The organism is Pseudoclavibacter sp. AY1F1 (assembly GCF_002931075.1).
GTDB lineage: Bacteria > Actinomycetota > Actinomycetes > Actinomycetales > Microbacteriaceae > Pseudoclavibacter.
Genome location: NZ_PSTQ01000001.1, coordinates 234,030 through 258,972, shown reverse-complemented (window position 1 = coordinate 258,972; position 24,943 = coordinate 234,030). Strand labels below are relative to the sequence as shown.

Sequence of the window (24,943 nt, the reverse complement as noted above, 5' to 3'; positions counted from 1 at the left end):
ACTTCCTACACTCCCGAGACCGGGCCGTGCTGAAGGGCGTCTAGGCGAGGTCTGCCGACTCCAGGAGCACGGTGAAGGGTCCGTCGTTGATGCTCGCGACCTGCATCATGGCCCCGAACTCGCCCGTCTCGACGCGCACGCCCCCGTCGCGCAAAGCCTCGATGAAGGCGTCGACCAGCGGCTCCGAATGCGCTCGGCCGCTCGCGAGCGACCACGACGGCCGACGTCCCTTCCGCGCGTCCCCGTAGAGCGTGAATTGGCTGACGACCAGCACGGGCGCGCCGATGTCGAGCACGGACTTCTCGTCGTTCAGGATGCGCAACCCGAGCACCTTGCGGGCGAGCTTGCCCGCATCCGCTTCGGTGTCGGAGTGCGTGACTCCGACGAGGATGAGCAGGCCTGGCTCCGCGATGCTGCCCACAACACGGTTTTCGACCGTGACGCTCGCCTCGGAAACGCGCTGGATGACGAGCTTCACGCGCCGGCTGCCGTGTGGACGCGAAGCTGCGCGGCCTGGATGCCCTCGCTGGCGATCAGCTCGACAGCGTCTGCCGCATCGCCCACAAGCACGGGAAGCAGCTCGCGCTCGCTGCCCGCGAAGTCCTTCAGCACGAAGTCGGCGGCGTCCTGCCTGCCCGGCGGGCGCCCGATGCCGACGCGCACACGCAGGTAGCCGGGGTCGCCGAGAGCAGCGCTGATGTCACGGAGCCCGTTGTGTCCACCGTGGCCACCACCCACCTTGAGCTTGAGCGTGTCGAAGGGCAGATCGAGCTCGTCGTGCACGACGACGACGTGGTCGACGTCGACACCGTAGTAGTCGACGAGCTGCGAGACCGGCCCGCCGGAGGTGTTCATGTACCCGTTCGACTTCGCGAGCACGAGCTTCGGGCCGCCGGGCGCCGTGCGCCCCTCTGCCGTGCGGGCGTTCGCCTTGTTGTGCCTCGAGAAGCTGGCTCCGAGTCGCTTCGCGAGCTCGTCCACGACGAACTGCCCGACGTTGTGCCGGTTCTTCGCGTACTTCTCCCCCGGGTTGCCGAGTCCGACCACGAGCCAGGTGTCTGCTGCCATGCTGCAAAGCCTTTCATGTGACGGGACGCTCTGCTCGGCGGCTCGTCGTATCGATGGGAACGCGAAAGGCGGGCGGCCGAAGCCACCCGCCTTCCGACGAAGCTGCGTCGAAGCGACGACGCCAGACGGGAAATTACTCGGCTGCTGCTTCTTCGGACTCTGCGTCCTCGTCCTCGTCCTCGCCGCGAGGCGTCTGGATCGAGACGAGAGCGACCTCTTCGGCGTCCTCAGCGAGGTCGACGAGCACGGTGCCTTCTGGGAGCTTGAGGTCTTCGCGGTGGATGAGCGTGCCGTCCTCGAGGCCCTCGACCGAGACCTCGATGAAGCTCGGGATGGCCGTCGCGTCTGCGGCGACGAGGATCGTCGTCGCGTCCTGGACGGCGATCGTGCCGGGGAACGGGTCGCCGATGAGGTGCAGCGGCACGTCGACCTCGACGCGCTCACCCTTGCGGATGACCGCGAGGTCGAGGTGCTCGATGATCTGACGCACTGGGTCGCGCTGGACGTCGCGGACAAGCGCGAGCTGCGCGTCACCCTCGATGTCGAGCTCGATGAGCGCGTTTGCCTTGCGGATGAGCAGCATCGTCTCGTGACCCGGGAGGGTCAGGTGGCGGGGCTCGGTGCCGTGGCCGTAGAGGACCGCGGGGATCTTGCCAGCGGCACGGATCTTGCGGGCTGCGCCCTTGCCGAACTTGTCGCGCAGTTCAACGCTGAGCTTGTTGGTCTCTGCCATGTTGTCTCCTTGATGGTGGTTCTCGACAGACTGAGGAAGCGTGTGGAGGCCCGTTCAAGGACACATCACCGCGTCGATCACGGGCCTAACGGCCCCTCGCCGAAGTTCAGCCCCCTACTTTACGTCATACCGAGCGCTGTGGGGGCTCGTTCTCGAAAACCGCTGTGCAGAGCCTCGTCAGAAGCCGACGGCCTTGCGCCAGCCATGGCGGCGGGCGCTGCTCACGGCGGCGCCTGCGCCCAGCATGGCGAACCCGAAGACCACTAGCTCGGCTGCGAGCAGCGAGACCGCCATTCCGGATGCGGGGCCGGCGAACAGCGCGAAGGTGGCGAGCTCGTCCTGCCAGAGCGGGGCGGCGGCGATAGCGGCGGTGAGCTGAGCGTGGAGAAGGAAGCAGCCGAGCCCCGCGAGCACCGAGAGCGCCCCGGCGACGACGGAGCCAGTGCCGGACAACCGCATCGTGAGGGCCATGAGGAAGAAACCGACAGCCGCCAGCATGGTGACGAGCATCGTCCAGACGGGCGAGACTCCCCCACCGTCCCCGAGGAAGCTGCCGGCGGAGGCCGAGACACCAGACACGATGATGAGCACCGGAATCGCGCTGAAGGCGGCGAGGCAGACGACGTAGAGCGGGACGGCGAGGAAGACGGATCCGATACGCGCCCAGACGCTGGGGCTGGCCGACTCGCGGCCGCGGCCGTTCCTGCTGTCGGCACCCCGAGCATCCGTCAGACCGGCCTGCTGCGGGGCACGCGGCTGCTGCCTGGCTTCCTTCGCGGGACGGCCCGGCGCGACTGCTGCCGGCGCGGGCGGCGGTGCCTGCTGCGGGATGACGCGCGTCGACTCCTCGCTCCCCGCGTACAGGCTCGACGACGGGGCGCGTTGGGACGACGGAGCGCTCGGCGTTGCGCGAGTTCTGGGCATCGCCGTCGTCGGCTGCTCGTCGGTGATGGCGTCGCCGTCATCGTCTGGGCGCCCGAAATCGTAGGCTCTCGTGCGGGCGTCGTGATCAGCCACTGGGTGTCTCCCTGTCTTGGTGCTCGCGGTCACGCACGCAGCCAGCTATCGTCCTGGCTGTGTGCCGAGTTCGGCGCCGTTTCGTCATGTTCGGAAATGGTTGCCTTGCTCGTGCCACAAGTCAGGGTACGACTGCCCGTCGTGCAATACCGTGGAGTGTCCCGTGCATCGCCCTGACGGGAGCTCGCATCCACTTTGAAAGAGACGCATCTATGACCACTGACGCTGCCCCCTCGATCTCCTCGGAAACCGGCTCGTCCCCAAGCGCGAACATCGGCGTTGTCGGCATGGCCGTCATGGGCTCCAACCTCGCACGCAACCTCGCGAGCCGCGAGGGCAACACCGTCGCCGTGTACAACCGCTCCCCCGAGCGCACCCGCACGCTCGTCGCGGAACACCCCGAGGCCGGGTTCGTGCCCTCCGAGAGCGTGGCCGACTTCGCGGCTTCCCTCCAGAAGCCCCGCACGGCGATCATCATGGTGCAGGCAGGCGCCGGCACCGACGCGGTCATCAACCAGCTCGTCGAGGCGTTCGAGCCGGGCGACATCATCGTGGATGGCGGCAACGCCCTCTTCACCGACACCCGCCGCCGCGAGGCTGCCGTGCGCGAGACGGGCATCCACTTCGTGGGCTGCGGCATCTCCGGCGGCGAAGAAGGCGCCCTCAACGGCCCCTCCCTCATGCCAGGCGGCACCGTCGAGTCGTACGAGACCCTCGGCCCCATCCTGCGCGGCATCGCCGCGGTCGCCGAGGGCGAGCCCTGCGTCACCCACGTCGGCACCGACGGCGCCGGCCACTTCGTGAAGATGATCCACAACGGCATCGAGTACGCCGACATGCAGCTCATCGCCGAGGCCTACGACCTCATCCGCCGCGGCACGGGCAAGTCGCCAGCAGAGATCGCGGAGATCTTCGCCGAATGGAACAAGGGCGAGCTCGAGTCGTACCTCATCGAGATCACCGCAGAGGTGCTACGCCAGGTCGACGCCGACACGCAGCTCCCGCTCGTGGATGTCATCCTCGACGCCGCCGGTGCCAAGGGCACCGGCGCCTGGACCGTGCAGACCGCCCTCGATCTGGGCGTGCCCGTCTCCGGCATCGCGGAAGCCGTGTTCGCGCGCTCCGTGTCCTCCAAGCTCGAGCAGCGCGCCGCATCCCGCACCCTGCCAGGCCCCGACGGCTTCCAGGTCGAAGACGCCGACGGCTTCGTAGAAGACGTGCGCCTCGCGCTCTACGCGTCCAAGATCATCGCCTACTCGCAGGGCTTCGACGCCATCATCGCCGGCGCCGAGCAGTACGGGTGGGACATCAAGAAGGGCGACATCGCCGCAATCTGGCGAGCAGGCTGCATCATCCGCGCCCGCTTCCTGAACCGCATCACCGACGCGTACGCCGAGAACCCGAACCTTGTGGCCCTCGTCACCGCGCCCTTCTTCACCGACGCCGTCAACACCGCCCAGGCAGCATGGCGCCGCGTCGTCGTCCAGGCAGCGCAGGCCGGCATCCCCGCCCCCGCGTTCTCCTCCTCGCTGTCGTACTACGACGGACTGCGCGCCGAGCGCCTCCCCGCCGCCCTCATCCAAGGCCAGCGCGACTTCTTCGGCGCCCACACCTACAAGCGCGTCGACCGCGACGGCGTCTTCCACACCGACTGGTCCGGCGACCGCACCGAGCACAACGCGTAACTCGCCAGGCGAGCGGCCGACGCAACGCGAGAGGCCCCGGCCTTCAGGTACCCACCTGAAGGCCGGGGCCTTTTTGCGTCCGCGGAGAAGCCGCGGAGCTTCCCCGCCGGGCTGTCGCCGCAAACGGATGCCCTTGCCCTCGCGCCACAACCGCCGTATCCGCCGCATCCGCCGCATGCGTCAGCTAGACGCACCTTCACAACGACGTGAGCGTGCAACTCACCGACTTCTGCTGCCAGGGGTAGGGCCAGGCCGGACGGCTGGGCGCACACACAGGAAGGCAGGCAGGGAGGGAGGGGGCTGAAACAGCGCCGAAACGCTGAAAAAAGTCAGCCAGATGCAGGCTCCCGAACGAAGGAGGATGCATCTGGCCGATTTTTCGAAGTGGAGGCGGGGAGGGGGAAGGAACTCAGGCGGCGGCGGGGGCCTTCGCCTCGGTCTCGGCGAGCGCTGCGGCGGCCTTCGGCGCGAGCGCCCGGGATGCTCGCGTGCGGCCGTGGGTGTAGTACAGCGGGAGCCCGACGAAGAGGAGTCCGCCGACGAGGTTGCCGACGACCGTGGGGATCTCGTTCCAGATGAGGTAGTCCATGAGCGTGAAGTCGGCGCCGAGGAGCAAGCCGGAGGGGAACAGGAACATGTTCACGATGGAGTGCTCGAAGCCCATGAAGAAGAACAGCATGATGGGCATCCACATTGCGATGACCTTGCCGGAGACGCTCTTGGAGATCATCGCGAGGGCCACACCGGTCGCGACCATGGCGTTGCACAGCACGGCGCGGACGAACAGGGTGAGCATGCCGGATGCGCCGTGCTCGGCGTAGCCGACGGTCCTGCCCTCGCCGATGTGCCCGATGGCCTCGCCGACCGCGTTCGGCGGAGTGGCGAAGCCGTTCGTCACGACGATGGCCATGAGCACGGCGATGGTGAAGGCGCCGATGAAGTTGCCGATGAACACGAGGCCCCAGTTGCGGAGCACCCCGCGGAGGGTGATGCCTGGGCGCTTGTCGAGCCAGGCGAGGGGGCCGAGCACAAACACTCCCGTCAGGAGGTCGTAGCCGAGGAGGTACAGCATGATGAAGCCGACGGGGAAGAGGAGCGCGCCGAGCAGTGGGACGCCGGTCGTGACGCTGACGGTCACCGCGAAGGCGGCCGCGATGGTGAGGAATGCGCCGCCCATGGTCGAGCGGATGATGGTGTCGCGAGTCGACAGGAAGATCTTGCTCTCCCCGGCATCGATCATGGTGGTGACGAGGTCATTCGGCTTGACGTAGGACACGGGTTCCCTTTCGCTCTGGCGATGCTCTGCGGCCACATTCGGCCCGATATCCACAAGCTATTCGGGTGCAGTTTCGGCCCCGTGGCTCGTGCGGTGCGTTCTGGTTTCTTTTCCCTCTCGCCCTCGCCCCGGGGCTGTGAGAAGTGCGATCAGACGGAGGCCGCGGCGGGGGCGACGGCGTCGAATCGCTCGAGGATGATCTGGGCGATGCGATCGTCGACGCCGAGGGGCGCCGCCACGATGTCGGCGCCGGACTCGGTGACCCGGTCGTGGAAGAAGCCGGGTGTGAGCAGGTAGCTGGCGATGCTGACCCGGCGCGACTCGGCGCCTCCCGAGCCTCGCGCCAGGTCGACGGCCGCCGGCACTCGTGGGTCGAGGGCCGCGCCGTAGCCGAGCCGAGCATCCGCGCCGCCGATGGCGTTGAACTGCTCGCGCAGCTCGTGGAAGCGGGGCACGGCGGCGGCCGCCGTGGAGCCCGCGACGGCAATGACGACGCCGTCGTCGGCGCTGCCGCCAGCTTCGACGAATCGGTCCCAGAGCAGCTGCGAGAGCCTGGTGTCCGGCCCGAGAGGCGCCGCGACCGAGGTGCCGGGGCGTGCCGCGGCGGCCTCGGCGATGTCGACCTGCGTGTGGAAGCCGACCGTGAGCAGCACTGGCACGATGACGACGTCAGCTTCAGCGGGCAGGCCGGCGAGCACCTCGACGAGGCTCGGCTGCTGCACGTCGACAAACGCCTCGACGACCAGTACGCTGGGCCGCATCGCCCGCACGCGGCGCAGGAGCTCGCGGATGACGGCCTGACCGTCTGCGTTGTCGGTGCCGTGGGACGCCCCGACCAGAATCGTCGGCCGCGGGTGCTGCTCGTTGTCGTTCATTTGGTGCTCACTCTCGCTGTCCTCGTGCGCTGTCCTCGCGCTGTATCCTGATGCGCTGTCCTCATGCGCCGCTCCCGTGCGCTGTCCTCGCGCGCTACCCCTGATGCTCGTCCCTCGGATCGCGCCGTCACGCGGCGCTGCGACACCGCGCGTGCTGCGGTTGTGTTCCCCTGCTCCGCTCACGTCGCGCGGATGCGCAGCCGGTAGCCGCGCTTCACGACGGTCTGCACGATGGCCCGGTCGCCGAACGACTCGCGAAGGCGCGCGACGGCGACGTCCGCCGCGTGATTGGTGGTCGGGTTGCCTGGCAGCCTGGCGAGGATCTGCTCGCGGCTCACGACGCCGCCCGGGTTGGCGGCCAGCAGTCGCAGGACGCGCAGCGCGCCCGGCGACAGCTCGATGACGTCGTCGCCGATGACGGCGCAGCTCGAGCGGAGGAAGAGGCGGCCCGCCTCGGTCTCGATGCCCTCGGCAGCTCGCTGGGCGTAGTGCTCGATGAGTTCGCGGATGAGCGCGCCGAGTCGTCCGCGCTTCGGAACGACGGGCTCGATGCCGACGGCCCGCAGGGGCGCCGCGGTGATGGGGCCGACTGCGACGGTGACGAGGGAGCCGTCACGGCAGCGTGCCTTGAGCCGCTCGAGGGCACCGGAAGCGCCCACGTCAAGCGCATCCTCGCCGCCTGACGAGTCCGACTCGTCCGAGAAGGAACCGAGCCACGCCACCACCCCGGGTGCCGATGTGAAGACGATGGCGTCGACCTCCCCGTCGGCCGCCTTGAGCGCCCAGCGGGCGAGCAGGGCGGGGTCGGCTGGCGGTCCCCACTTGTAGACGATGAGGCTCTCGACGTCGGCGCCGGCCGCCGCGAACTCCTCGTCGAGGCCGTCTGCGCCGGAGCCGTGGTGCTGGAGCGCGATGCGCGCACCCTCGACGCCCTCGGCGAGGAGGAACTGGGCGAGCTCCGCGGAGGTCTCCGATTCGGCGACCCAGTCGGCGTTGAGGCCCGCGGCCTGGATGGCCCCGCGTGCCTTCGGGCCCCTCGCCACGATGCGCGCGCGGGAGAGCACCGCGACGAGGTCCTCGGCCAGCCCGTGTGCATCCGCCGCGTCGATCCAGCCGCGGAAGCCGACGCCCGTCGTCGCGACGACGATGTCGGGCGGGTTGGCGATGACGCGCTTCGTCGCGTCGAGGAGGTCGGCGTCGTCTTCGACCGCGGTCATGCTGAGCGACGGCGAGTGGCGGATGATCGCCCCACGTCGCTCGAGAGCCGTCGCGAGCTCACCGGAACGGCGGTCGCTCGTCACGACGACGACGACGCCGGCCAGGTGCTGTTCCTGGGGTGCGCGGCCGCGCGCCCCGCTCGCGGGTTCGGGGCTCATGCTGACAGTGCGTCCTGTTCCTGGAGCGTGCGTGCGGCCTGCAGGAGGCCGAACTGGGCCACCTCGCCGATGACGATGATGGCGGGGTTGGCGACGCCGACGCTGCGCGCGGTCGCGTCGATCGTGCGGAGGCTTCCCCTCGTCACACGCTGGCGTGGGGTGTGGCCGTTCTCGACGATCGCGACGGGCATGTCGTCGCGCACCCCCGCATCCACGAGCTCCCCGCAGATGCGGCCGAGCGCAGAGACGCCCATGAGCACGACGAGCGTGCAGGTGTCTCCCTTGACCGAGCGCAGCAGCTCGGCGCCGAGGCGCTGGTGGCCGGTCACGACCTGGAAGGAGTTGGCGACGCCCCGGTGCGTGACGGGGATGCCCGCCGCGGCTGGCACCGAGATGGAGCTGCTGATGCCGGGCACAACTTCGACGGGGATACCCGCCGCGTTGCATGCCAGTACCTCTTCACCGCCGCGCCCGTAGACGAACGGGTCGCCGCCCTTGAGCCGCACGACGACAAGTCCCTGCTGGGCCTTCTCGACGAGGATGCGGTTGATCTCCTCCTGCGGCACGGGGTGGTGCCTTGGCTGCTTGCCGACATCGATGATCTCGACATCGGCGGGCAGCTCGGCGAGCACGGAGCGCGGACCGAGGCGGTCGGACACGACGACGTCGGCTTCCGCGAGGGCGCGACGGCCGCGGAGCGTCATGAGGTCGGCGTCGCCGGGCCCTCCGCCGACAAGCACCACGCGCCCGGCGCCTTTCCGGTGCCTGCGCAGGTCGATATCCCCGGCGCGGAGCCCTTCGGCGAGCTGGTCACAGATGAGGCGGCTGCGGCGCGGGTCGGCGCCCTCCTTGGAGACGACGCCGATCTCGACGGCTCCGGAATCCGAGGTTGCTGGGGTCTTGGCGCTGCCTGCAGATGCGTCGCTCGCGTTGACGCACCACACGCGGCGCTCGTTCGCCCATTCGGCGACGAGGAGGTCGGTGGCCTTGTCGCCGGTCGCGGTGTGCACGAACCAGGCCCCATCGAGGTGCGCGGCTCGCACGGGTTCGTCGAGCCAGGTGACGAGGCCGTCGGCGACGAGACCGCCGAGGGTGCCGCCGAGTTCGGGGGCGACGACGGTGACGGATGCGCCTGCCGTGACGAACTTCTGTGCTCGCCTCGCGGAGACGGCGCCCGCTCCCACGATGAGGACGTCGCGGCCCGTGAAGTCGAGGGCCATGAGGGTGCTCATCGCGACTGCCGTCCCTCGATGCCGATCCCCATGTCGACGAGGACCGTACCGTCTTCGATGCGCACCGGGTAGGTGGACAGGGTGCGTGCATCCTTGCCCACCGTGTCGAGGCACTCTCCGGTGGCGAGGTCGAAGACCTGCTTGAACATCGGGGATGCGACGGTGACGCTTGCACCACGCGTGCCGATGAGCCCGCGGCTCATGACCTGGGCCCCAGAGTATGGGTCGGCCTGCTGTACGGCGAACACCCGGTCGTCGCCCAGCCGAAACAGCGCGATCTGGGTGCCGTCCAAGATGGCGGCGACGCCACGCTCCGGGTGGAGCGCCTGGATGGGACAGACGGCGACCCAGCGCTGCGGGGCGTCCTCGAGCAGGTGGTCGAAGGCGGTGCCTCTGGTATCGAGTGCGATGGTCATCGTCGGACCTCCAGGGTCGTTCCTGCGATTACTGTTCCGGCGCTTCGGTCGGCCTCGTTGGCCGGGCGGAGCTGGCCTCGCTCCGGCACGTAGCCGAGCGAGGGGTCTGGTGTGGTCGGGGCGTTGACGAAGGAGACGAAGCGCTGCATGACCTCGGGGTCGTTCAGCGCCTCCTGCCACTCGTCTTTGTAGTTGTCGACGTGGTTCGCGACCATGGCGTCGAGGTCGGCCGCGATGCCGAGGCTGTCCTCGAGGACGACGGCGCGCAGCGTGTCGATGCCGCCGTCGAGGTCCTCGATCCAGCGCGCGGTGCGCTGCATGCGGTCGGCGGTTCGGATGTAGTAGCCGATGAAGCGGTCGATGGCGGTGATGAGCTGCTCGTCGTCGAGGTCTTCGACGAGGAGCTCCGCGTGGCGGGGCGTGAACCCGCCGTTGCCGCCGACGTAGAGGTTCCAGCCCTTCTCGGTGGCGATGACGCCGACGTCCTTGGCCCGCGCCTCGGCGCACTCGCGCGCGCATCCGGAGACCCCGAACTTCAGCTTGTGCGGCGAGCGGAGGCCACGGAAGCGCAGCTCGAGGAAGATGGCCATCGCGACCGAGTCCTGCACGCCGTAGCGGCACCAGGTCGAGCCGACGCACGACTTCACGTTGCGCAGGGCCTTGCCGTAGGCCTGGCCCGACTCGAAGCCGGCGTCGATGAGCTTCTTCCAGATCTCCGGCATCTGCTCGATGCGGGCCCCGAAGAGGTCGATGCGCTGGCCGCCCGTGATCTTCGTGTAGAGCCCGTACTCCTTGGCCACGGCGCCGATCGCGATGAGCCCGTCGGGCGTGACCTCACCGCCGGGGATGCGCGGGACGACCGAGTAGGTGCCGTCCTTCTGCATGTTCGCCATGACGTGGTCGTTCGTGTCCTGCAAGGCCGCCTGCTCGCCCTTGAGGATGTGCCCGTTGCCAAGCGAGGCGAGGATGGAGGCGACGACGGGGCGGCAGATGTCGCAGCCGCGACCGCCGTTGCCGTGGCGTTCGATGATGCTCGTGAAGGTGGAGAGGCCAGTGACGCGCACGGCGTCGAAGAGCCCGGCCCTCGAGAGCGCGAAGTGCTCACAGAGCGCGTTGCTGACCTCGACGCCCGTCTTGGCGAGCTCCGTCGAGAAGATCTTCTTGACCAGCGGCACGCAGGAGCCGCAGGCGGTGCCGGCGTTGGTGCAGGCCTTGACGCCCGCGAGGTCGGTGCAAGCGTGTTCGGTGACGGCGCCGCGGACCGCGCCGACGGAGACGTTGTTGCACGAGCAGACGGTGGCGTCGTCAGGTAGGTCGCTGCCGACCTCCGGCATGCCATCGGCCGGGAGCAGGTAGGCGGCGGGGTCGGTGCCGAGCTCGCGTCCGACCATGGGGCGCAGCGAGGTGTAGGCGGAGGCGTCTCCGACGAGCATGCCGCCGAGCAGCACCTTGCCGTCGTCCGACATGACGAGCTTCTTGTAGACGCCACCGACCGGGTCGGCGTAGGTGACCTCGAGCGCGCCCGGCGACTCGGCGAAGGCGTCTCCGAAGCTGGCGACGTCGACGCCCGTGAGCTTGAGCTTCGTCGAGAGATCGACGCCGGGGAACGTCGCAGCTCCCCCGGTGAGCCGATTGGCGACGACCTCCGCCATCGAGTAGCCGGGGGCGACGAGACCGAAGCACTCGCCCTCAATCGAGGCGACCTCGCCGATCGCCGAGATGTTCGCAGCGGATGCGCGGCACGCCTCGTCGACCTCGATGCCACCGCGAGCGCCGAGCGCAAGCCCCGCGTCGCGGGCGAGCTCGTCGCGGGGCGTGATGCCGACCGCGAAGACGACGAGGTCGGCGAGCTCGGGCTCGCCGTCCGGGAACTCGAGGCCGGCCGCGCGGCCGTCGGCGTCGAGGACAACAGCGCTCGCGCGGGACCCGGTGCGCACATCCACCCCGAGGTGCTCGATGAGGAGCCGAAGGGCTTCACCGCCGCCCGCATCGAGCTGCGCGGACATGAGGTGGCCGGAGGACTGGACCACGGTGCACTCGGCGCCGAGTGCGACCATGGCGCCAGCCGCCTCCAGCCCGAGCAGGCCGCCACCGACGACCGCGCCGCAGACCTTGCGGCCGAGCCGCTGTGACAACTCGGCAACCTCGGCCTTCAGCTGGACCACATCCTGGACCGTGCGGTAGACGTGCACGCCTGGTGCATGCACCCCGACGATGGGAGGCTTCGCGGCGGATGACCCGGTGGCGATGACCAGCTCGTCGTAGTGCTCGGTCGCGCCGAGCGACGTCACGACGGTGCGGGTCTCCGGGTGGATGCTCGTCACCGTCTCGGAGGTGCGGAGCGTCACGTTCGGGTGCGACCACATGAGCGGCCTGCCCAGCTCGAGGGCGGCCGGGTCGACGCCGGAGAAGGTGCTCGTGAGCTGCACCCGGTCGTAGGGACGCCAGGGCTCGTCACCGATGACGGTGACGGCCCACACCCCGTCGGAATCCTGCGAACGCAGCGACTCGATGAAGCGGTGCGCGACCATGCCCGCGCCGATCACCACGACGTGACGGGAGCGCGGTGCCGGGGGGAGCATGTCGTGAGCGTAGGTCGGGGATGTTTCGTCGCCGTGCGGCAATTGTTTCGTGCTCATCACAGCGCGTCTCGGTGACTTCGAGTTGGTGCTCGCATGGTGGCTCCTCCGTGGATGAACGGCGACGGTGGTCGCTGACATGCTCAGAGCGTAGGAACCGCATGTTTCACGGGGCGATTGCTGCTGTTTCCCCGAGGCAACTTCCTTGGCACACGGATTCGGGGAAGGTGTGAGAAGTGAGAAACCGGAAACGGGTGACTGCGTCGGCGCGCCACCTCGACCCTCTCGGAATCGATTGCCCCCTGGATGAGCGAGGGGGCGCTAGACCCGTTCGTCCGCCCAGGCCCGGAAATCGGCTGCGATCTCGGCTGCGTGCGATTGGTGTAGGTAGTGCTCCCCATCGATCGGGATGACCGTTCCGTCGGCGACCTCGGACGCCTGCCGTTCGTGCAGGCCGATCCAGTCGGGGTTGTTCGAGTTGTCGGCCTCGACGAACAGCAGAAGCGGGAGCTGCTCGGGGAATTTCGCGCCGAGGGCGTCCTCGAAGTTGGTGCTGATGTGCGCCATCTCGTCGAGGTAGCTCGGGCTCAGCGAGTTTCTGTTGCTGATGAGTGCGATCTGCTCTCTGGCCTCGTCTGAGTAGGCGGGGAGTTCGTAGCCAACTCCCCCGACGGCGGCGACGAGCCGCATGAGACCGAGGTTCTTCACAGCTGCGAACAGCCCAGTGGGAAACTGCGTGTCCATGCCAGGCTGCCCTGGAACGCTGGTGTCGATGCCGACGAACGCCGTCACCTCATCCGGGTAGCGCTCGGCGTACTCGAGCCCGTAGATGCCGGCGATGGAGTGCCCCATCAGGACGTAGTTGTATGCGCCGAGCGCCTGCAGGGCACTGTGCACCTCCGTGACGATGTTCTCCGTGGTGCGCTCCCGGTCGGTACCGTCGCTCAGGCCGTACCCGAACGGCTCGACGACGATCACGCGGTGGTCCTTGGCGAGGTCGTCAACAAGCGGCTGGAAGTCCAGCGCCGGAGCGGCGGTGCCGAAGCCTGGGAGCAGCACAACGGTGTCCCCCGCGTCGCCGGCCACGACGACGTTCATCTGGCGCCCGTCGACCGCGACCCTCTGCCCGTAGGCCTCGATCCTGCCGCCCTCGATGCCAGACGCGACCGCGTTCACGGACGTGGTTGCCACGAGGGCCACAGCGATCAGCGTGCATCCGGCGGCGACGATCTTGAGCAACGTCTTGACGAACTTCTTCACACGAGCCTTCCCGACCGGCGCACAGCGCACTGGTCAGCCCAGTCTCGCGTTCGCCCACCCGGCGCGCATCAGCCAGAAGTACGGGAGACCCGCTTCTTTCTGCCCGCGTCGCCTACAGCCACTTCCTCCACTTGAAGACTGACCACAGACCGACTCCGAGCAGCAACATCGCCAACAACGAGAGGGGGTAACCCCACTCTGCGTCGAGCTCGGGCATGTTCGTGAAGTTCATGCCGTAAACCGTGCCGACGAGGCTCGGTGCGAAGAGGATCGCCGCCCAGCTGGTGATCTTCTTGATCTCCTCGTTCTGGGCGATGCTCTGCTCCGACAGCTTCTTCGTCTCCTCGCTCTGCGCGAGGCTCGCCTCCGAGAGCTCCCGCATCGCCTCATTCTGCTGCTGCGTGACCAAGGTGCTGTGCACCGTCAGTGCGTTCTCGAGCAGCACGCGGAAAGAGTCGGCGCGCTCCGCGATGCGCAGCGAGTGGTCGAGGACGTCGCGGTAGCGGGCTCGAATCTCCTCGCTGGTCTGGTACTTCTCTGCGCCGCGAAGGAGCGCCTCGAGGATTGTCCGCAGTGGGCTCGTCGCGCGCTGGAAGTTGATGACCTCGCCGAGCAGCTCGTAGATGCGGCGCGTGACCCGTTCGTCACCGGCGAAGAGCTGGTCCTCGATCTCGTCGATGTCGTTTTCGAGGCCAGCAGTGACCGGGGTGTATCCGTCGACGACCTCATCGAGCACCGAGTACAGGATCGCCTCTGGCCCGAGGCTCAGCAGGGCTGGGCTGCGCTCCATGCGCTGACGCACGTCCCCGAGCTCGGGTCTCGCAGCCTGTCTCACGGTGACGACGAACTCGGGACCGACGAACAGGTGGATCTCGCCGAAGTGCACGGTCTCGGTCGCGTCGACGTACCAGGCCGGCCGAAGCACGACGAAGAGCGTGGTGCCGTAGCGCTCGATCTTCGGCCGCTGGTGCCCGACCCGCGCATCCTCGACGGCAAGCGGATGCAGGTCGAATTCGCGTGCGACCGCGTCCAGTTCGTCGTCGCTCGGCTGGAAGAGGCCGATCCAGGCCATGCCAGCGTGCTCTCGCAGCTTCTCGAACGTCTCGTCGAGCGTCGCAGGCGTGAAGCAGCGGCGCCCGTTTACGTAGATCCCGTTGTCGATCAGAGCCACGGACTGTCCTCCTCGCGCGTCGGGTGCAATCGAGGCTCGGCCCAACAGCACACGACGTCGGCCGCGTGAGGACGGCCTGAGCCCGCCGAGGGGGCACGCTATCAGTTCGTCACGACCATTGGGGGTCAGCAGGCCACAGGGCATCGACGCGCGTATCGTCTGGTGGCGTGACGCGGCAGCCCACGGAGCTCCACAGGGCGGGACCGTGGGCCTGCGTGCAAGCCCACGGTCGAAGAAACGCTCAGGCGCGCACAGACCGCGCGGCGGCGACCACCTCCGCGTACGCCGCCGCGCTCGGCTTGGCCGTGCGCTGGAACGTCGCCCGGTCGACGCTGAAGAGGCCGAGCTTGGGGCCGTAGCCGAAGATCCACTCGAAGTTGTCCATGAGCGTCCAGTGCTGGTAGCCCAGGACGGGCACGCCCTCGGCGAGCAGCTCTCCGAGTGACTCCAGTGCGGCAGGAATGAACGCGGCACGCTGCGCGTCGTCGTCGGTCTGGATGCCGTGCTCGGTCACGAGCACCGGAACGCCAGACACCTCGTGCGCGTAACGCACCGCACCCGCGAGCGAGGCTGGCTCGATGACGGTGCCCATCCCGTTCCGCGGCCCCTCGCCGACGAAGGGGCCGTCTGGACCATGGACATCGCGCTCGTAGTTCTGCACGCCGATGAAGTCGTCATCCTGAGCGACCCGCAGCCAGTGGTCGTAGACCGCGGCGCGCTTCGCATCCCGGCTCGACTCCCCGCCCGGAATGGCGACGTCGTCGCTAATAGCGATCGAGACGCCGACCGGGAGCTCAGGGCAGACAGCCTTGATCGCAGCCCGGGCAGCGACGTGCGCGAGAGTGAAGGCATCGCGAAACTCAACCTGCGCCGTCACGGGGATCACGTTCGAGGCGAAATAGCGCTCCGTGCCCGCAGCCTCAGCTGCCGCCGCGAGCATGTCGAGCTTCAGCACCTCGAGCTCCGGCGGCAGCTTCCCGCCCGCCTGCAGCAGCTGCTCCAGGTTCGGCTCGTTCAGCGTGACGACGGCCCGGATGCGATCGCCGAACCTCGCGACCACCCGAGCGCTGTGCTCCGCGAAAAGCGACGCGGCGTCCTCCGCCAGCCACGACCCCGCGGCCGAGAACCAGTGCGGCGCCGCGAAGTGGTTGAGCGTGACGATCGGCGCAACCCCGCGGGCAACGCATCCATCGACAAGCGCCTCGTAGTGGTCGAGGACCGACTCGTCGATGACGCCGCGCTGCGGCTCAACCCTGGCCCACTCCACCGAGAACCGATACGAGTTCAGGCCGAGCCCCACGACCAGGTCCAGGTCGGACTCCCAGCGCGAGTAGCCGTCGCAGGCCGCCCCGCTGCGCTCGCGGAAGAGCGACGGCATCGTGTGTTCGAGGAACCAGATGTCGCTGTGGCGGTTGTCGCCCTCGTTCTGGTGGCCGGCCTGCGCCACACCCCAGAGGAAGTCGACGGGGAATGAGGTGATCATGTGTTGCCTTTCGGGGAATACGGGGAAGCTGGCAGCGGAGCGGGTCAGCGCGCCGAGCGGACGAAGAGGATGGCGAACCCGCCGAGCACGGCCGATGCCGCGCCGATGACGAAGAGCGCCGCGAAGTTCTGCCCACCGGCGGCGCCGACGCCGATCGCGAGGATCGCCGGGGCCAGCGCGGACACGATCGAGACGGGGAGGTTGTCGGCGATCTTGATGATCGCGAGGTCCTTGGCGGGGTTCTCGGGGTCGGGCACGACGCGGGTCGCGAGGGCGAGCTCGACCGCGAAGTACACCCCCTGCCCGAGGGCGACCACTCCGCACGCGATGAGGTACACGCCGAAGTCAGGTGCCATGGCGGCGAAGACAAGACCGGCACCGAGGATGACGGCGGCGGCGAAGATGAACGGCTTGCGGACGCCGAGCCTGTCGCTGAGCTTCCCGATGGCCGGCGCGACGGCGAGTGAAACTCCCGTGTTGACGATGACGGTGAGGAGGATGGCCCCACCGAGCTCGGCAGGCTCGAGTCCGATGTTCATGAGCAGGTAGATCGCCTGGTAGCCGTTCAGGGCCGCGACGCCGGAGAAGACGAGCATGCGGCTCGTGAAGACCGCGGCGAAGTCGGGGAACTTGATCGGGTTGACCCAGAAGATGCCGAGCAGCTCCCGCAGCGAGCGGCTCGCGCGGCGCTCCTCGAACTGTGGGTCGCGGATGACAATGGCGAGGACCAGGAGGGCGATGACTGCGAGTGCGGTCGGGATGCCGACGAGCGGGACGAGATCGGCACCGAAGGGCAGGGCGATCGCCGTGCCGAGGAGCGCCCCCATTGGCGTGCCGAGGCTCACGAACGCTGAAGCGACGCCGCGGCGGTTGGGTGGCAGCTGGTCGGCGATGAGCGCGATCGTCACGATGCCGGTCGCGACGAAGCCGATCGTGATGAAGATGTGCGCGGTAACGAACATCCAGGTATTGAGAGCGGCCACCAGCAGGATGCCACCGATCGCGAACGAGACGGCACCGGCGAAAAGGAAGGGTCGTCGACGCCCGAAGCGGGACCGCGAGCGGTCGCTCAGTGACCCGATGATCGGGAGGGCGAAGAGGGTCAGGATGCCCGCAATGCCGCTGGAGATCGAGATGATCGTCGTGGCCGCGTCGGCGTTGAGCTCGGTCGCCTTGAGCGTGAGCGTGAGCAACGCCGCCGACATCTGGGCCGCGCCCGCGCCGACCATGGCAAGGACGACGAAGAACACGAAGCCGCGGCGCGGGCTGGCCTGCGCCCGGAACGCCTCGGTGGGGGTCGGTTCGTGCATTGCGGTGTCGAGATTCGGGCCGTCGCCGCCGAGGGATGCCGCCGCCGAGGCGGTCGGGATCTGGGGTGTGGTTGGTGTTGTCATGTGGCTTCCTTGCCTGACGATGCGCCTGAAGGCGTCTGGTTCTGCAGTGAACGAGGTTCCTCTGGCCGAGAGTGAGAGGAACGTAACACGAAAATATGCAGGTCTCAATATTTTCATCGAAAGGCTGATACCGTAACGCTGTGGCCGGACCAAGAGGCGAGTACAAGAAGAGCGCGATGCGGCGCGAGCAGATCCTCGACGCCGCCTTCACGATCTTCTCCAAAGGCGGATACTCGGCGAGCTCGGTGAACGAGATCGCCCGCGCCGTCGGCATGACGCAGACGGGCCTGCTGCACCACTTCGCCGGCGGCAAGGTCGCCCTGCTGCGAGCGATCCTCGAGCAACGAGATGCCCGGGCCCAGACGATCCTGGCCGAGCAGCACGGTCGGGAGTTCCTCTCCGGCCTCGTCGAGATCTCCCGCACCCAGGAGACGCAGCGCGGCGCCGTTCAGCTGTACACGATCCTCGCCGCAGAGGCCACAGACCCTGACCACCCCGCGCACGACTACTTCACGGAGCGCTTCACGCGCATCACCGGGGCCGTCGCCGCCGCAATCGAAGAAGTGGGCGAAGCCGGTGGACTTGTCGAGGGGGTCGACCCGCGCCGCAGCGCCATCGAACTGATCGCCATGGTCGAGGGCCTCGAGCTGCTCTGGCTCAACGGGCTCGACGTCGACATGGCCGAGGACATGCGCAGACGCATCAACAGCATCCTCACGACCCCGATCTGACGGGCAGCCCGCACCCCCGTTCACACACCACAACGCCTCACGACCGCGCCGAGGCGGTATCCCCCGTACCCGAAACCTCCGCACCCGATGCCGGGTGCCCACCCGAAAGCGAAGGACCCTCATGAGCGTCATCGTGCACCCTGTCTCCGTTGAGCACCACCGCGAGCCGTTCGGCATCGGGGAGGCCACGCCACGCCTCTCGTGGGTGACGGATGCGGCAGAGCCGGGCTGGACCCAGGGCGGTTACGAGATCGAGGTCAGCGACCCGGCTGCGCAGCCCGGAGGCGCGCGCTTCTCGACCGGGCGGCAAGCATCCACGGACCAGGTGCTCGTCGACTGGCCGACGATTCGCCTCGAGAGCCGTGACCGCCGCTCGGTTCGGGTGCGCGTGTGGGGAACGGCAGACGAGACCGCCTCGGAGTGGAGTGAGCCGACCGTGATCGAGGCCGGGCTGCTCGATGCGAACCTGTGGGAGGCAGCACTCGTCGAACCCGCATTGCCCGAAACCTCCGAAGCAGGTGGCCCCGTCATGCTGCTGCGCGGCGAGCTCGAGCTGCCGACGGAGTTCGTCCGCGCGCGGATCCGCGCGACGGCACACGGCGTCATGACGCTGCGCGTGAACGGCTCCCCCGTCGGCGACGACGTGCTCCACCCCGGTTGGACCAGCTACGCCAAGCGCCTGCGCTACCGGAGCTGGGACGTCACTCCGCTGGTCCGGGGCGGCGCAAACGCCATCGGCGTGCAGCTCGCGGACGGCTGGTACCGCGGATTCCTCGGCTTTGCTGGCCTGCGCGAGGTCTACGGCGACCGGACGGGCGCGCTTGTGCAGCTCGAGGTGGAACTCGCCGACGGGTCCCTCATGGTGGCCGGCACGGATGGCACCTGGCGCTCGACGCCCTCCCCCATCGTGAGCGCCGACCTCTACCAGGGCGAGACCTTCGACGCCCGGCTCGTGATCGATGGTTGGGACCAGCCCGGGTTCGACGACCACGAGTGGACCCCGGTGTCGGTCTCCGAGCTGGATGTGCACACGCTTGTTGCGCCCGACGGGCCACCCGTCCGCCGGATCGAGTCGTTGAAGCCGGTCAAGACCTTCCTCTCCCCCTCGGGCCGGACCCTCCTGGACTTCGGCCAGAACCTCGTCGGCCGCCTGCGAGTGCAGGTACCGGCGGGAACGGCCGGGCAGCGCATCCGCTTCCGCCACGCGGAGGTGCTCGAACATGGCGAGCTTGGTACGCGCCCACTGCGCGCGGCGAGAGCAACTGACGAGATCATCCTCGACGGCCCTCCCCGGGTCTGGGAGCCGGAGTTCACGTTCCACGGCTTCCGGTATGTCGAAGTCGAGGGGTGGCCAGGCCAGTTCGCGCCGACCGCCTTCGAGGCGATCGTGCTGCACACCGACATGCGACGGACCGGCACCTTCGAGTGCTCCGACCCCCAGCTCAGCCGCCTGCACGAGAACGTCGTCTGGGGCATGCGGGGCAACTTCCTCGACGTCCCGACCGACTGCCCGCAGCGCGACGAGCGGCTCGGATGGACCGGCGACCTGCAGGTGTTCGCTCCAACGGCAAGTTTCCTCTACGACACGGCCGGCATTCTGACGGGCTGGCTCGCAGACCTCGCCGCAGACCAGCATCCGAACGGCAATGTTCCGGTGTACGTGCCGTGGGCAGATGTCGACCCGCACCTCCCGCCCCTCGGGGCCGAGGCCGGCTGGGGCGATGCGGCCACGGTGGTGCCATGGACGATGTACGAGCGCACGGGCGACGTCGGCATCCTCCGACGCCAGTGGTCCTCGATGTCAGCCTGGGTTGAGGCGTTCGCGGCGCGAGCCGGCGAGCAGCTCGACTTCTCCAGCGGGGGTTTCTCCTTCGGCGACTGGCTCGACTCGGCGGCCCCCGACGACCAGCCGTGGGCGGCGCGGCTCCCCTGGCAGGCCGTATCCACCGCCTACCTGGCACGCTCAGCGCAGATCGCTCGCGACGCCGCCGGCCTGCTCGGCGAAGTGGATGCGGAGGCCAGGTACGCGGCGCTCGCCTCGCGCTCGGCCGAACGGTTCCGCACCGAATACGTGACGCCGAGCGGACGTGCGGCGTTCCCATCGCAGACCGCCTACGCGTTGGGACTCTCATTCGGGCTGCTGCTCCCCGCTCAAGTCTCGCGGGCGAGCGAACTGCTGGCAGCCCAGGTCGCGGCCGACGGCTACCGGATCGGCTCAGGGTTCCTCGGAACCCCGCTCGTCTGCGATGCGCTTGCCGACCACGGTCACGGCGGCACTGCCTGGGAGTTGTTGCTGCAGACAGAAAGCCCTTCCTGGCTCTACGCCGTCACGATGGGAGCGACAACGATCTGGGAGCGCTGGAACTCGATGCTGCCCGACGGCACGATCAACCCCGGCGACATGACTTCCTTCAACCACTACGCCTTCGGTGCTGTTGCCGACTTCCTCCACCGACGCGTGGCGGGCCTCGCCCCGGCCGCCCCCGGTTACCGCAGGCTGCGCATAGCCCCGTTGCCGGATGCACGGCTCACCTGGGCGAAGGCCGCACACGAAACCCCGTACGGTCCGGCGTTCGTGTCCTGGACCCTCGAGGGGACTGCCTTCTCCCTCGAAGTGGTTGTGCCGCCATCGACCACGGCTGAGGTTGTGCTCCCGGACGGCTCGGCACCGGTCACGGTCGGGTCAGGGACGCACCGGTTCGGCTGCGAGTTCCGGCCGAGCGAGGCGGCTTCGAAGCCGACGAGCTTCCTCGACGCATAGGTACGAGGGTCCGAGAGAGGCCTGGTCCGATCAGCGTCGGCGGTTGCGCTTGCGCTTGCTCGAGGGACGCTTGCTCGAGGAACGCTTCGAGGATCCCGACTTCTTGTGCTTCGCGGACTTCGAGCGAGCTGCAGCCTGCTGCTCGCGCTTCTTCTTGGCGCTCTGCTTCTTGACGACGATTCCGAGCACAAACGTGACGATGCGGAGGAACATGATGGACCTGCTTTCTGGTTGATGCGAGTTTCTGGGCGTTAACGGCCGGGGCCTGGCCACCGATCGGCGGCCAGGCCGGCTGAGGGGGATCAATCAGCGCCGGACGCCTCGAAGAGGCGCTCGAGCTGACGTGGGAACTACTGGACGCGTGCGTCTGCGGGCTCTTCGTCGCGCTCGTCACTGGGCAGGTGCACGTCGTTGATCGTGACGTTGACCTCGGTGACCTCGAGGCCGACGATCGTCTCGACGGCGCGGATCACATCGGCGCGAACGCCGTTGGCCACGTCCTGCAGTGCGACGGGGTATTCGGCGACGATGGTTACGTCGACGGCAACCTGCGTCTCGCCGACCTCGACGCTGACGCCCTGGCTCTGGTCTGTGGCGTTGATGGCGTTGCGGATCGCGCCGATCGCACGAGCGGCGCCACCGCCGAGGTCGTAGACACCGTGCGCCTCGCGGGCGGCGATGCCGGCGACGCGGGCGACGACGCTGTCGACGACCGTCGTCGTGCCGTGGCCCACAACCTCCGAGCCGGCACCGTTGGTTGGAACGACACTCTTCTCCGTGGTCCCCGTGCCTGCCTGGGTCGGAGCGACGATGTTCGGGGTGGCAGTCGTGTTGGGGGTGACGTTCGACATGTGCGGGTCTCCTTGAGTTCGAGCCCTGGTGCCTGTGCACCGATCGTGGGCGTTACAGAGGAGACGTTGGCGGGGGCTCGAGCGTCACAAACCTCGCGCCACTCCCAGATGACGCTCAGGTACGGCGTTTGGCGAGGAGCCTGACTCAGCGAAGCGAGGCGACACACCTGGTCAGGAGCCCATGGAGCGTCGCACGCTCATCCTCGCTGAGTTCGGACTTCATCTTGTCTTCGACCCCCCGCACGGCAGCGCTTGCTGCGGTCAACTGACGTCGGCCCCGATCCGTGAGCTCAGCGGGGAGCGCGCGTCCTACGGTCGGCTGCTCCGGCCTCCGCACGAGACCGTCGCGCTCGAGCGCCTGGAGGAGCACGTTCATGGACTGGCGAGTGACAAACGCCCCGCGCGCAAGCTCCGAATTGGAGAGGCCGGGGCGCTGAGCCAGCAGCTCGAGGCACGAGTAATGCGTGATGGTCATGCCAAGGGGGCGCAGGACGGCCTCCATCGAGGCGCGGAGCGCACTCGCCGTCTCCTTCAGGAGGTAGCCGAGCGAGGTGTCCAGTTCGATCTGCGGGTCAGCTTGACGCATGTCAGTATTCTGACATACTCTTCCGAGTGTCAGCTAACTGACATCGAACGAAAGCGAGAGCACATGCCACACGCATCCGGTCCCGGATTCATCTCACTGCAGGTCCGCGACATCGAAGCGTCCGCCCGGTTCTACGAGACTTACCTCGGTTTCGCGCGCCAGCCCGGCCCGCCCCACGCTGTTGTCTTCGACACCGCCCCCGCCGCCTTCGCCGTTCGCGACGCTGCTCCCGGTGTGGACCTCGAGTCCGCACCACTCGGCTTTGGCGTCGGCATCTGGCTCCACGCGTCCGTGGCCCAGGAAGTGCACGACGCGATGGTCGCCGACGGTGTAGTGATCTCCGCCAGCCCAGTCGACGGCCCGTTTGGCCGAACGTTCACGTTCGTCGACCCCGACGGCTACCAGATCACGCTGCACGACCGTGCCTGACCAGGGCACCCCGGGCATCCCGAGCACCCCGAGCTTTGAGAGCTTCCACCCTGTCACCGGGCCGTGGTCACTGGCGACCAGCCGCCGCTTCTGGGAGGGCTTCGCCCCATCGGAGCTCGCCCCGCAGGGCGAGGCGAACCAGATTGCGGCCACCTTTCTGAGCGACACGGACTGGCACCGCGTAGAGGCCACCATCGGCCAAGTGGCCGGCGGCGTCAGCGTCTCCGTGCGAGGTGACGGCGACCTCGAATCCGCTACCCGCCAGGTGCTGCGCTTCATGTCGCTGGACATCGACGGCAGTGGATGGCCGGCCGTCGGTCAGCGCGACCCGATCATCGGCGAACTGCAGCGTGACCTGCCAGGCTTCCGGCCGTGCGGATTCTCCTCGCCGTATGAGGCCGCGGCCTGGTCGGTGCTCTCGCAGCGCGTGCCGATGCGCCAGGCTGCGACCCTCTCGAAGCGTCTCACCGAGCAGCACGGTGACCGTGGCGCGTTCCCAGCGCCGGCGGTACTCCGGAGCTTGGACCTGGACCTCCCTGGGCGAAAGGCGGAGTACCTGCGCGCCGTCGCGACGGCCGCACTCGACGGCGTGCTCGAGGGGAGGCGACTGCGCTCCCTCGACGCTGGAGAGGCCCTCCGACAGGTGCGCGAGATCCTCGGCATCGGGCCATTCGCGGCGGAGCTCATCGTCATCCGCGGCGCAAACTTCCCGGACGTGCTGCCGCGCAACGAGCATCGCCTCGACGCGGAGATCGCCGAGCAGTACGGCGCCGACCGCCCTATCGAGGAGATCACGCAGCACTGGCGGCCATTCCGCGCCTGGGCAGGCGTGCACCTCCGCGCATCCCGCGAGAATCGGACGCACGAGATCGCGCGCGGCCGAGGCCCGTCCCGCCACTAAACGCAGAGGGAGAGCATCGATCTCCCGACTACCTGGCTACCTGGCCGGTGCCGTCCACGGCAAACGGCTCGATCTTCGCGATCTCCTCATGCGTGAGCTCGGGCGCATCCAGGGCGGCGACGTTCTGCTCGAGCTGCCCGACACTCGAGGCGCCGATGAGCGCGCTTGTGACCTGCGGGTGGCGAAGCACCCAGCTCAGAGCAAGCTGGGCGAGCGTCTGCCCCCGGCTCGCGGCGACCTCGTTGAGCGCCCGTGCCCGCGCGAGGTACTCCCCGTCGATCCCCGACGCGGACAGGAACTTCGAGGTCGCGGCCCGTGAGGATGCTGGCACCTCGCCGTCGAGGTAGCGGTCGGTGAGCAGGCCTTGCGCGAGCGGCGAGAAGACGATGCCGCCGGCACCGACCTCGTCGAGCACCGGCAGGAGTCCGTGCTCGATGCGCCGGTCGAACATGGAGTAGCGCGGCTGGTGGATCGTGAGCGGGATGCCGTGGCCCGCCAGGACGCGCGCGGCATCCCGCGTCTGGGCCGGGTCGTAATTCGAGACTCCGACATACAGCGCACGCCCCGAGGTCACGGCAGTGGCAAGCGCGCCCATAGTCTCCTCGAGCGGCGTCTCGGGATCGAAGCGGTGCGAGTAGAAGATGTCGACGTAGTCGAGGCCGAGCCGCTTGAGCGACTGATCCAGCGAGGCGAGCACACTCTTGCGAGAGCCCCACTCACCATACGGCCCCGGCCACATCGAATAGCCGGCTTTAGACGACACGATGAGTTCGTCTCGGTGCGCGGCGAGATCCTCGGAGAGGATTCGCCCGAAGTTCTCCTCAGCCGACCCGGGCGGCGGGCCGTAGTTGTTCGCGAGATCGAAGTGGGTAATCCCCAGGTCGAACGCTCGGCGGATGATCGCTCGCTGCGTCGCGATCGGTCGCTCGAGCCCGAAGTTGTGCCAGAGGCCGAGGGAGAGCTCCGGGAGCTTGAGCCCGCTCCGCCCCGATCGGGCGTAGCGCATCCGCTCGTACCGGTCAGGGGCCGCCGCATACACATCGCGCACGTCTTCAGTCATCCCACGATTCAGCCACTTTCACATTCGTAAGTCAATGGTGGGCCCGATTTACGATGACG

23 protein-coding genes are annotated in these 24,943 nt (G+C 68.4%); 5 read left to right on the top strand and 18 right to left on the bottom strand.

Features of this window, described 5'->3' with window-relative positions:
• Positions 1-40: 40 nt before the first annotated feature.
• The 4 genes from dtd to C5B85_RS01205 all read right to left on the bottom strand — a co-directional run bounded on the left by dtd (position 41) and on the right by C5B85_RS01205 (position 2,818).
• Positions 41-478 (bottom strand): D-aminoacyl-tRNA deacylase, encoded by a 438-nt coding sequence (dtd, locus tag C5B85_RS01220; protein WP_104284246.1) that lies wholly within the window; start codon positions 476-478, stop codon positions 41-43.
• Positions 475-1,068 carry an aminoacyl-tRNA hydrolase gene (gene pth / locus C5B85_RS01215; protein WP_104284245.1) on the bottom strand — a complete coding sequence of 198 codons (594 nt, stop codon included), beginning with the start codon at positions 1,066-1,068 and terminating at the stop codon, positions 475-477. Before pth ends, dtd begins: the two co-directional genes overlap by 4 nt.
• A gap of 133 nt (positions 1,069-1,201) precedes the next feature.
• Positions 1,202-1,801, bottom strand: coding sequence for a 50S ribosomal protein L25/general stress protein Ctc (locus C5B85_RS01210; protein ID WP_104284244.1), 600 nt, complete (start codon positions 1,799-1,801; stop codon positions 1,202-1,204).
• Between the two features lie 177 nt (positions 1,802-1,978).
• A complete protein-coding gene (locus tag C5B85_RS01205) occupies positions 1,979-2,818 on the bottom strand; it encodes a hypothetical protein (protein WP_104284243.1) in 840 nt (279 codons plus the stop codon).
• 212 nt (positions 2,819-3,030) lie between these two features.
• Between C5B85_RS01205 and gndA the strand changes: the two genes are divergently transcribed.
• Entirely contained in the window at positions 3,031-4,503 is a 1,473-nt protein-coding gene (gene gndA, locus C5B85_RS01200; protein ID WP_104284242.1) for an NADP-dependent phosphogluconate dehydrogenase, read from the top strand.
• A gap of 409 nt (positions 4,504-4,912) precedes the next feature.
• Here gndA and C5B85_RS01195 read toward each other — a convergent pair whose 3' ends face one another.
• The 10 genes from C5B85_RS01195 to C5B85_RS01150 form a co-directional block, all read right to left on the bottom strand.
• Positions 4,913-5,779, bottom strand: coding sequence for a formate/nitrite transporter family protein (locus C5B85_RS01195; RefSeq protein WP_104284757.1), 867 nt, complete (start codon positions 5,777-5,779; stop codon positions 4,913-4,915).
• A 149-nt stretch (positions 5,780-5,928) separates the two neighbouring features.
• Positions 5,929-6,654: a sirohydrochlorin chelatase gene (locus tag C5B85_RS01190; protein ID WP_104284241.1), complete on the bottom strand. Its 726-nt coding sequence runs from the start codon at positions 6,652-6,654 to the stop codon at positions 5,929-5,931.
• A 179-nt stretch (positions 6,655-6,833) separates the two neighbouring features.
• A complete protein-coding gene (locus C5B85_RS01185) occupies positions 6,834-8,030 on the bottom strand; it encodes a uroporphyrinogen-III synthase (RefSeq protein WP_104284240.1) in 1,197 nt (398 codons plus the stop codon).
• Positions 8,027-9,262 carry a uroporphyrinogen-III C-methyltransferase gene (gene cobA, locus C5B85_RS01180; protein WP_104284239.1) on the bottom strand — a complete coding sequence of 412 codons (1,236 nt, stop codon included), beginning with the start codon at positions 9,260-9,262 and terminating at the stop codon, positions 8,027-8,029. Before cobA ends, C5B85_RS01185 begins: the two co-directional genes overlap by 4 nt.
• Entirely contained in the window at positions 9,259-9,678 is a 420-nt protein-coding gene (nirD, locus tag C5B85_RS01175) for a nitrite reductase small subunit NirD (protein WP_104284238.1), read from the bottom strand. The genes cobA and nirD overlap by 4 nt, the downstream gene beginning before the upstream one ends.
• The gene (nirB, locus tag C5B85_RS01170; RefSeq protein ID WP_104284756.1) at positions 9,675-12,260 is read right to left on the bottom strand and encodes a nitrite reductase large subunit NirB; all 2,586 of its coding nucleotides are present in this window, start codon (positions 12,258-12,260) and stop codon (positions 9,675-9,677) included. Before nirB ends, nirD begins: the two co-directional genes overlap by 4 nt.
• 318 nt (positions 12,261-12,578) lie before the next feature.
• A complete protein-coding gene (locus C5B85_RS01165) occupies positions 12,579-13,517 on the bottom strand; it encodes an alpha/beta fold hydrolase (RefSeq protein WP_104284237.1) in 939 nt (312 codons plus the stop codon).
• Between the two features lie 112 nt (positions 13,518-13,629).
• Positions 13,630-14,688, bottom strand: coding sequence for a magnesium and cobalt transport protein CorA (locus C5B85_RS01160; RefSeq protein WP_104284236.1), 1,059 nt, complete (start codon positions 14,686-14,688; stop codon positions 13,630-13,632).
• A gap of 241 nt (positions 14,689-14,929) precedes the next feature.
• Entirely contained in the window at positions 14,930-16,171 is a 1,242-nt protein-coding gene (locus C5B85_RS01155) for a glycoside hydrolase family 1 protein (protein WP_104284235.1), read from the bottom strand.
• Positions 16,172-16,215: 44 nt separating this feature from the next.
• Entirely contained in the window at positions 16,216-17,565 is a 1,350-nt protein-coding gene (locus C5B85_RS01150) for an MFS transporter (protein ID WP_181064217.1), read from the bottom strand.
• A gap of 140 nt (positions 17,566-17,705) precedes the next feature.
• Here C5B85_RS01150 and C5B85_RS01145 point away from each other — a divergent pair, with 140 nt between their 5' ends.
• Together C5B85_RS01145 and C5B85_RS01140 are read left to right on the top strand one after the other, a co-directional pair.
• Positions 17,706-18,296: a TetR/AcrR family transcriptional regulator gene (locus C5B85_RS01145; protein ID WP_146077792.1), complete on the top strand. Its 591-nt coding sequence runs from the start codon at positions 17,706-17,708 to the stop codon at positions 18,294-18,296.
• Positions 18,297-18,417: 121 nt separating this feature from the next.
• Positions 18,418-21,057 carry a glycoside hydrolase family 78 protein gene (locus tag C5B85_RS01140; protein ID WP_104284232.1) on the top strand — a complete coding sequence of 880 codons (2,640 nt, stop codon included), beginning with the start codon at positions 18,418-18,420 and terminating at the stop codon, positions 21,055-21,057.
• A 30-nt stretch (positions 21,058-21,087) separates the two neighbouring features.
• Here the strand turns inward: C5B85_RS01140 and C5B85_RS01135 are convergent, their stop codons facing one another.
• The 3 genes from C5B85_RS01135 to C5B85_RS01125 form a co-directional block, all read right to left on the bottom strand.
• Positions 21,088-21,270, bottom strand: a complete 183-nt coding sequence (locus C5B85_RS01135) for a hypothetical protein (RefSeq protein ID WP_104284231.1) — start codon at positions 21,268-21,270, stop codon at positions 21,088-21,090.
• A 137-nt stretch (positions 21,271-21,407) separates the two neighbouring features.
• Complete coding sequence (locus C5B85_RS01130; protein WP_104284230.1) at positions 21,408-21,908, bottom strand: Asp23/Gls24 family envelope stress response protein; 501 nt, start codon at positions 21,906-21,908, stop codon at positions 21,408-21,410.
• Between the two features lie 145 nt (positions 21,909-22,053).
• Positions 22,054-22,494 carry a MarR family winged helix-turn-helix transcriptional regulator gene (locus tag C5B85_RS01125; RefSeq protein WP_104284229.1) on the bottom strand — a complete coding sequence of 147 codons (441 nt, stop codon included), beginning with the start codon at positions 22,492-22,494 and terminating at the stop codon, positions 22,054-22,056.
• Between the two features lie 63 nt (positions 22,495-22,557).
• On the opposite strand from C5B85_RS01125, the gene C5B85_RS01120 reads away from it, so the two are divergent.
• Both C5B85_RS01120 and C5B85_RS01115 read left to right on the top strand, forming a co-directional pair.
• Positions 22,558-22,923: a VOC family protein gene (locus C5B85_RS01120; protein WP_104284228.1), complete on the top strand. Its 366-nt coding sequence runs from the start codon at positions 22,558-22,560 to the stop codon at positions 22,921-22,923.
• Positions 22,916-23,824, top strand: coding sequence for a DNA-3-methyladenine glycosylase (locus C5B85_RS01115; RefSeq protein WP_219819319.1), 909 nt, complete (start codon positions 22,916-22,918; stop codon positions 23,822-23,824). Before C5B85_RS01120 ends, C5B85_RS01115 begins: the two co-directional genes overlap by 8 nt.
• A gap of 28 nt (positions 23,825-23,852) precedes the next feature.
• On the opposite strand, the gene C5B85_RS01110 is transcribed toward C5B85_RS01115, so the two are convergent.
• The gene (locus C5B85_RS01110) at positions 23,853-24,884 is read right to left on the bottom strand and encodes an aldo/keto reductase (protein ID WP_104284227.1); all 1,032 of its coding nucleotides are present in this window, start codon (positions 24,882-24,884) and stop codon (positions 23,853-23,855) included.
• Positions 24,885-24,943 lie beyond the last annotated feature (59 nt).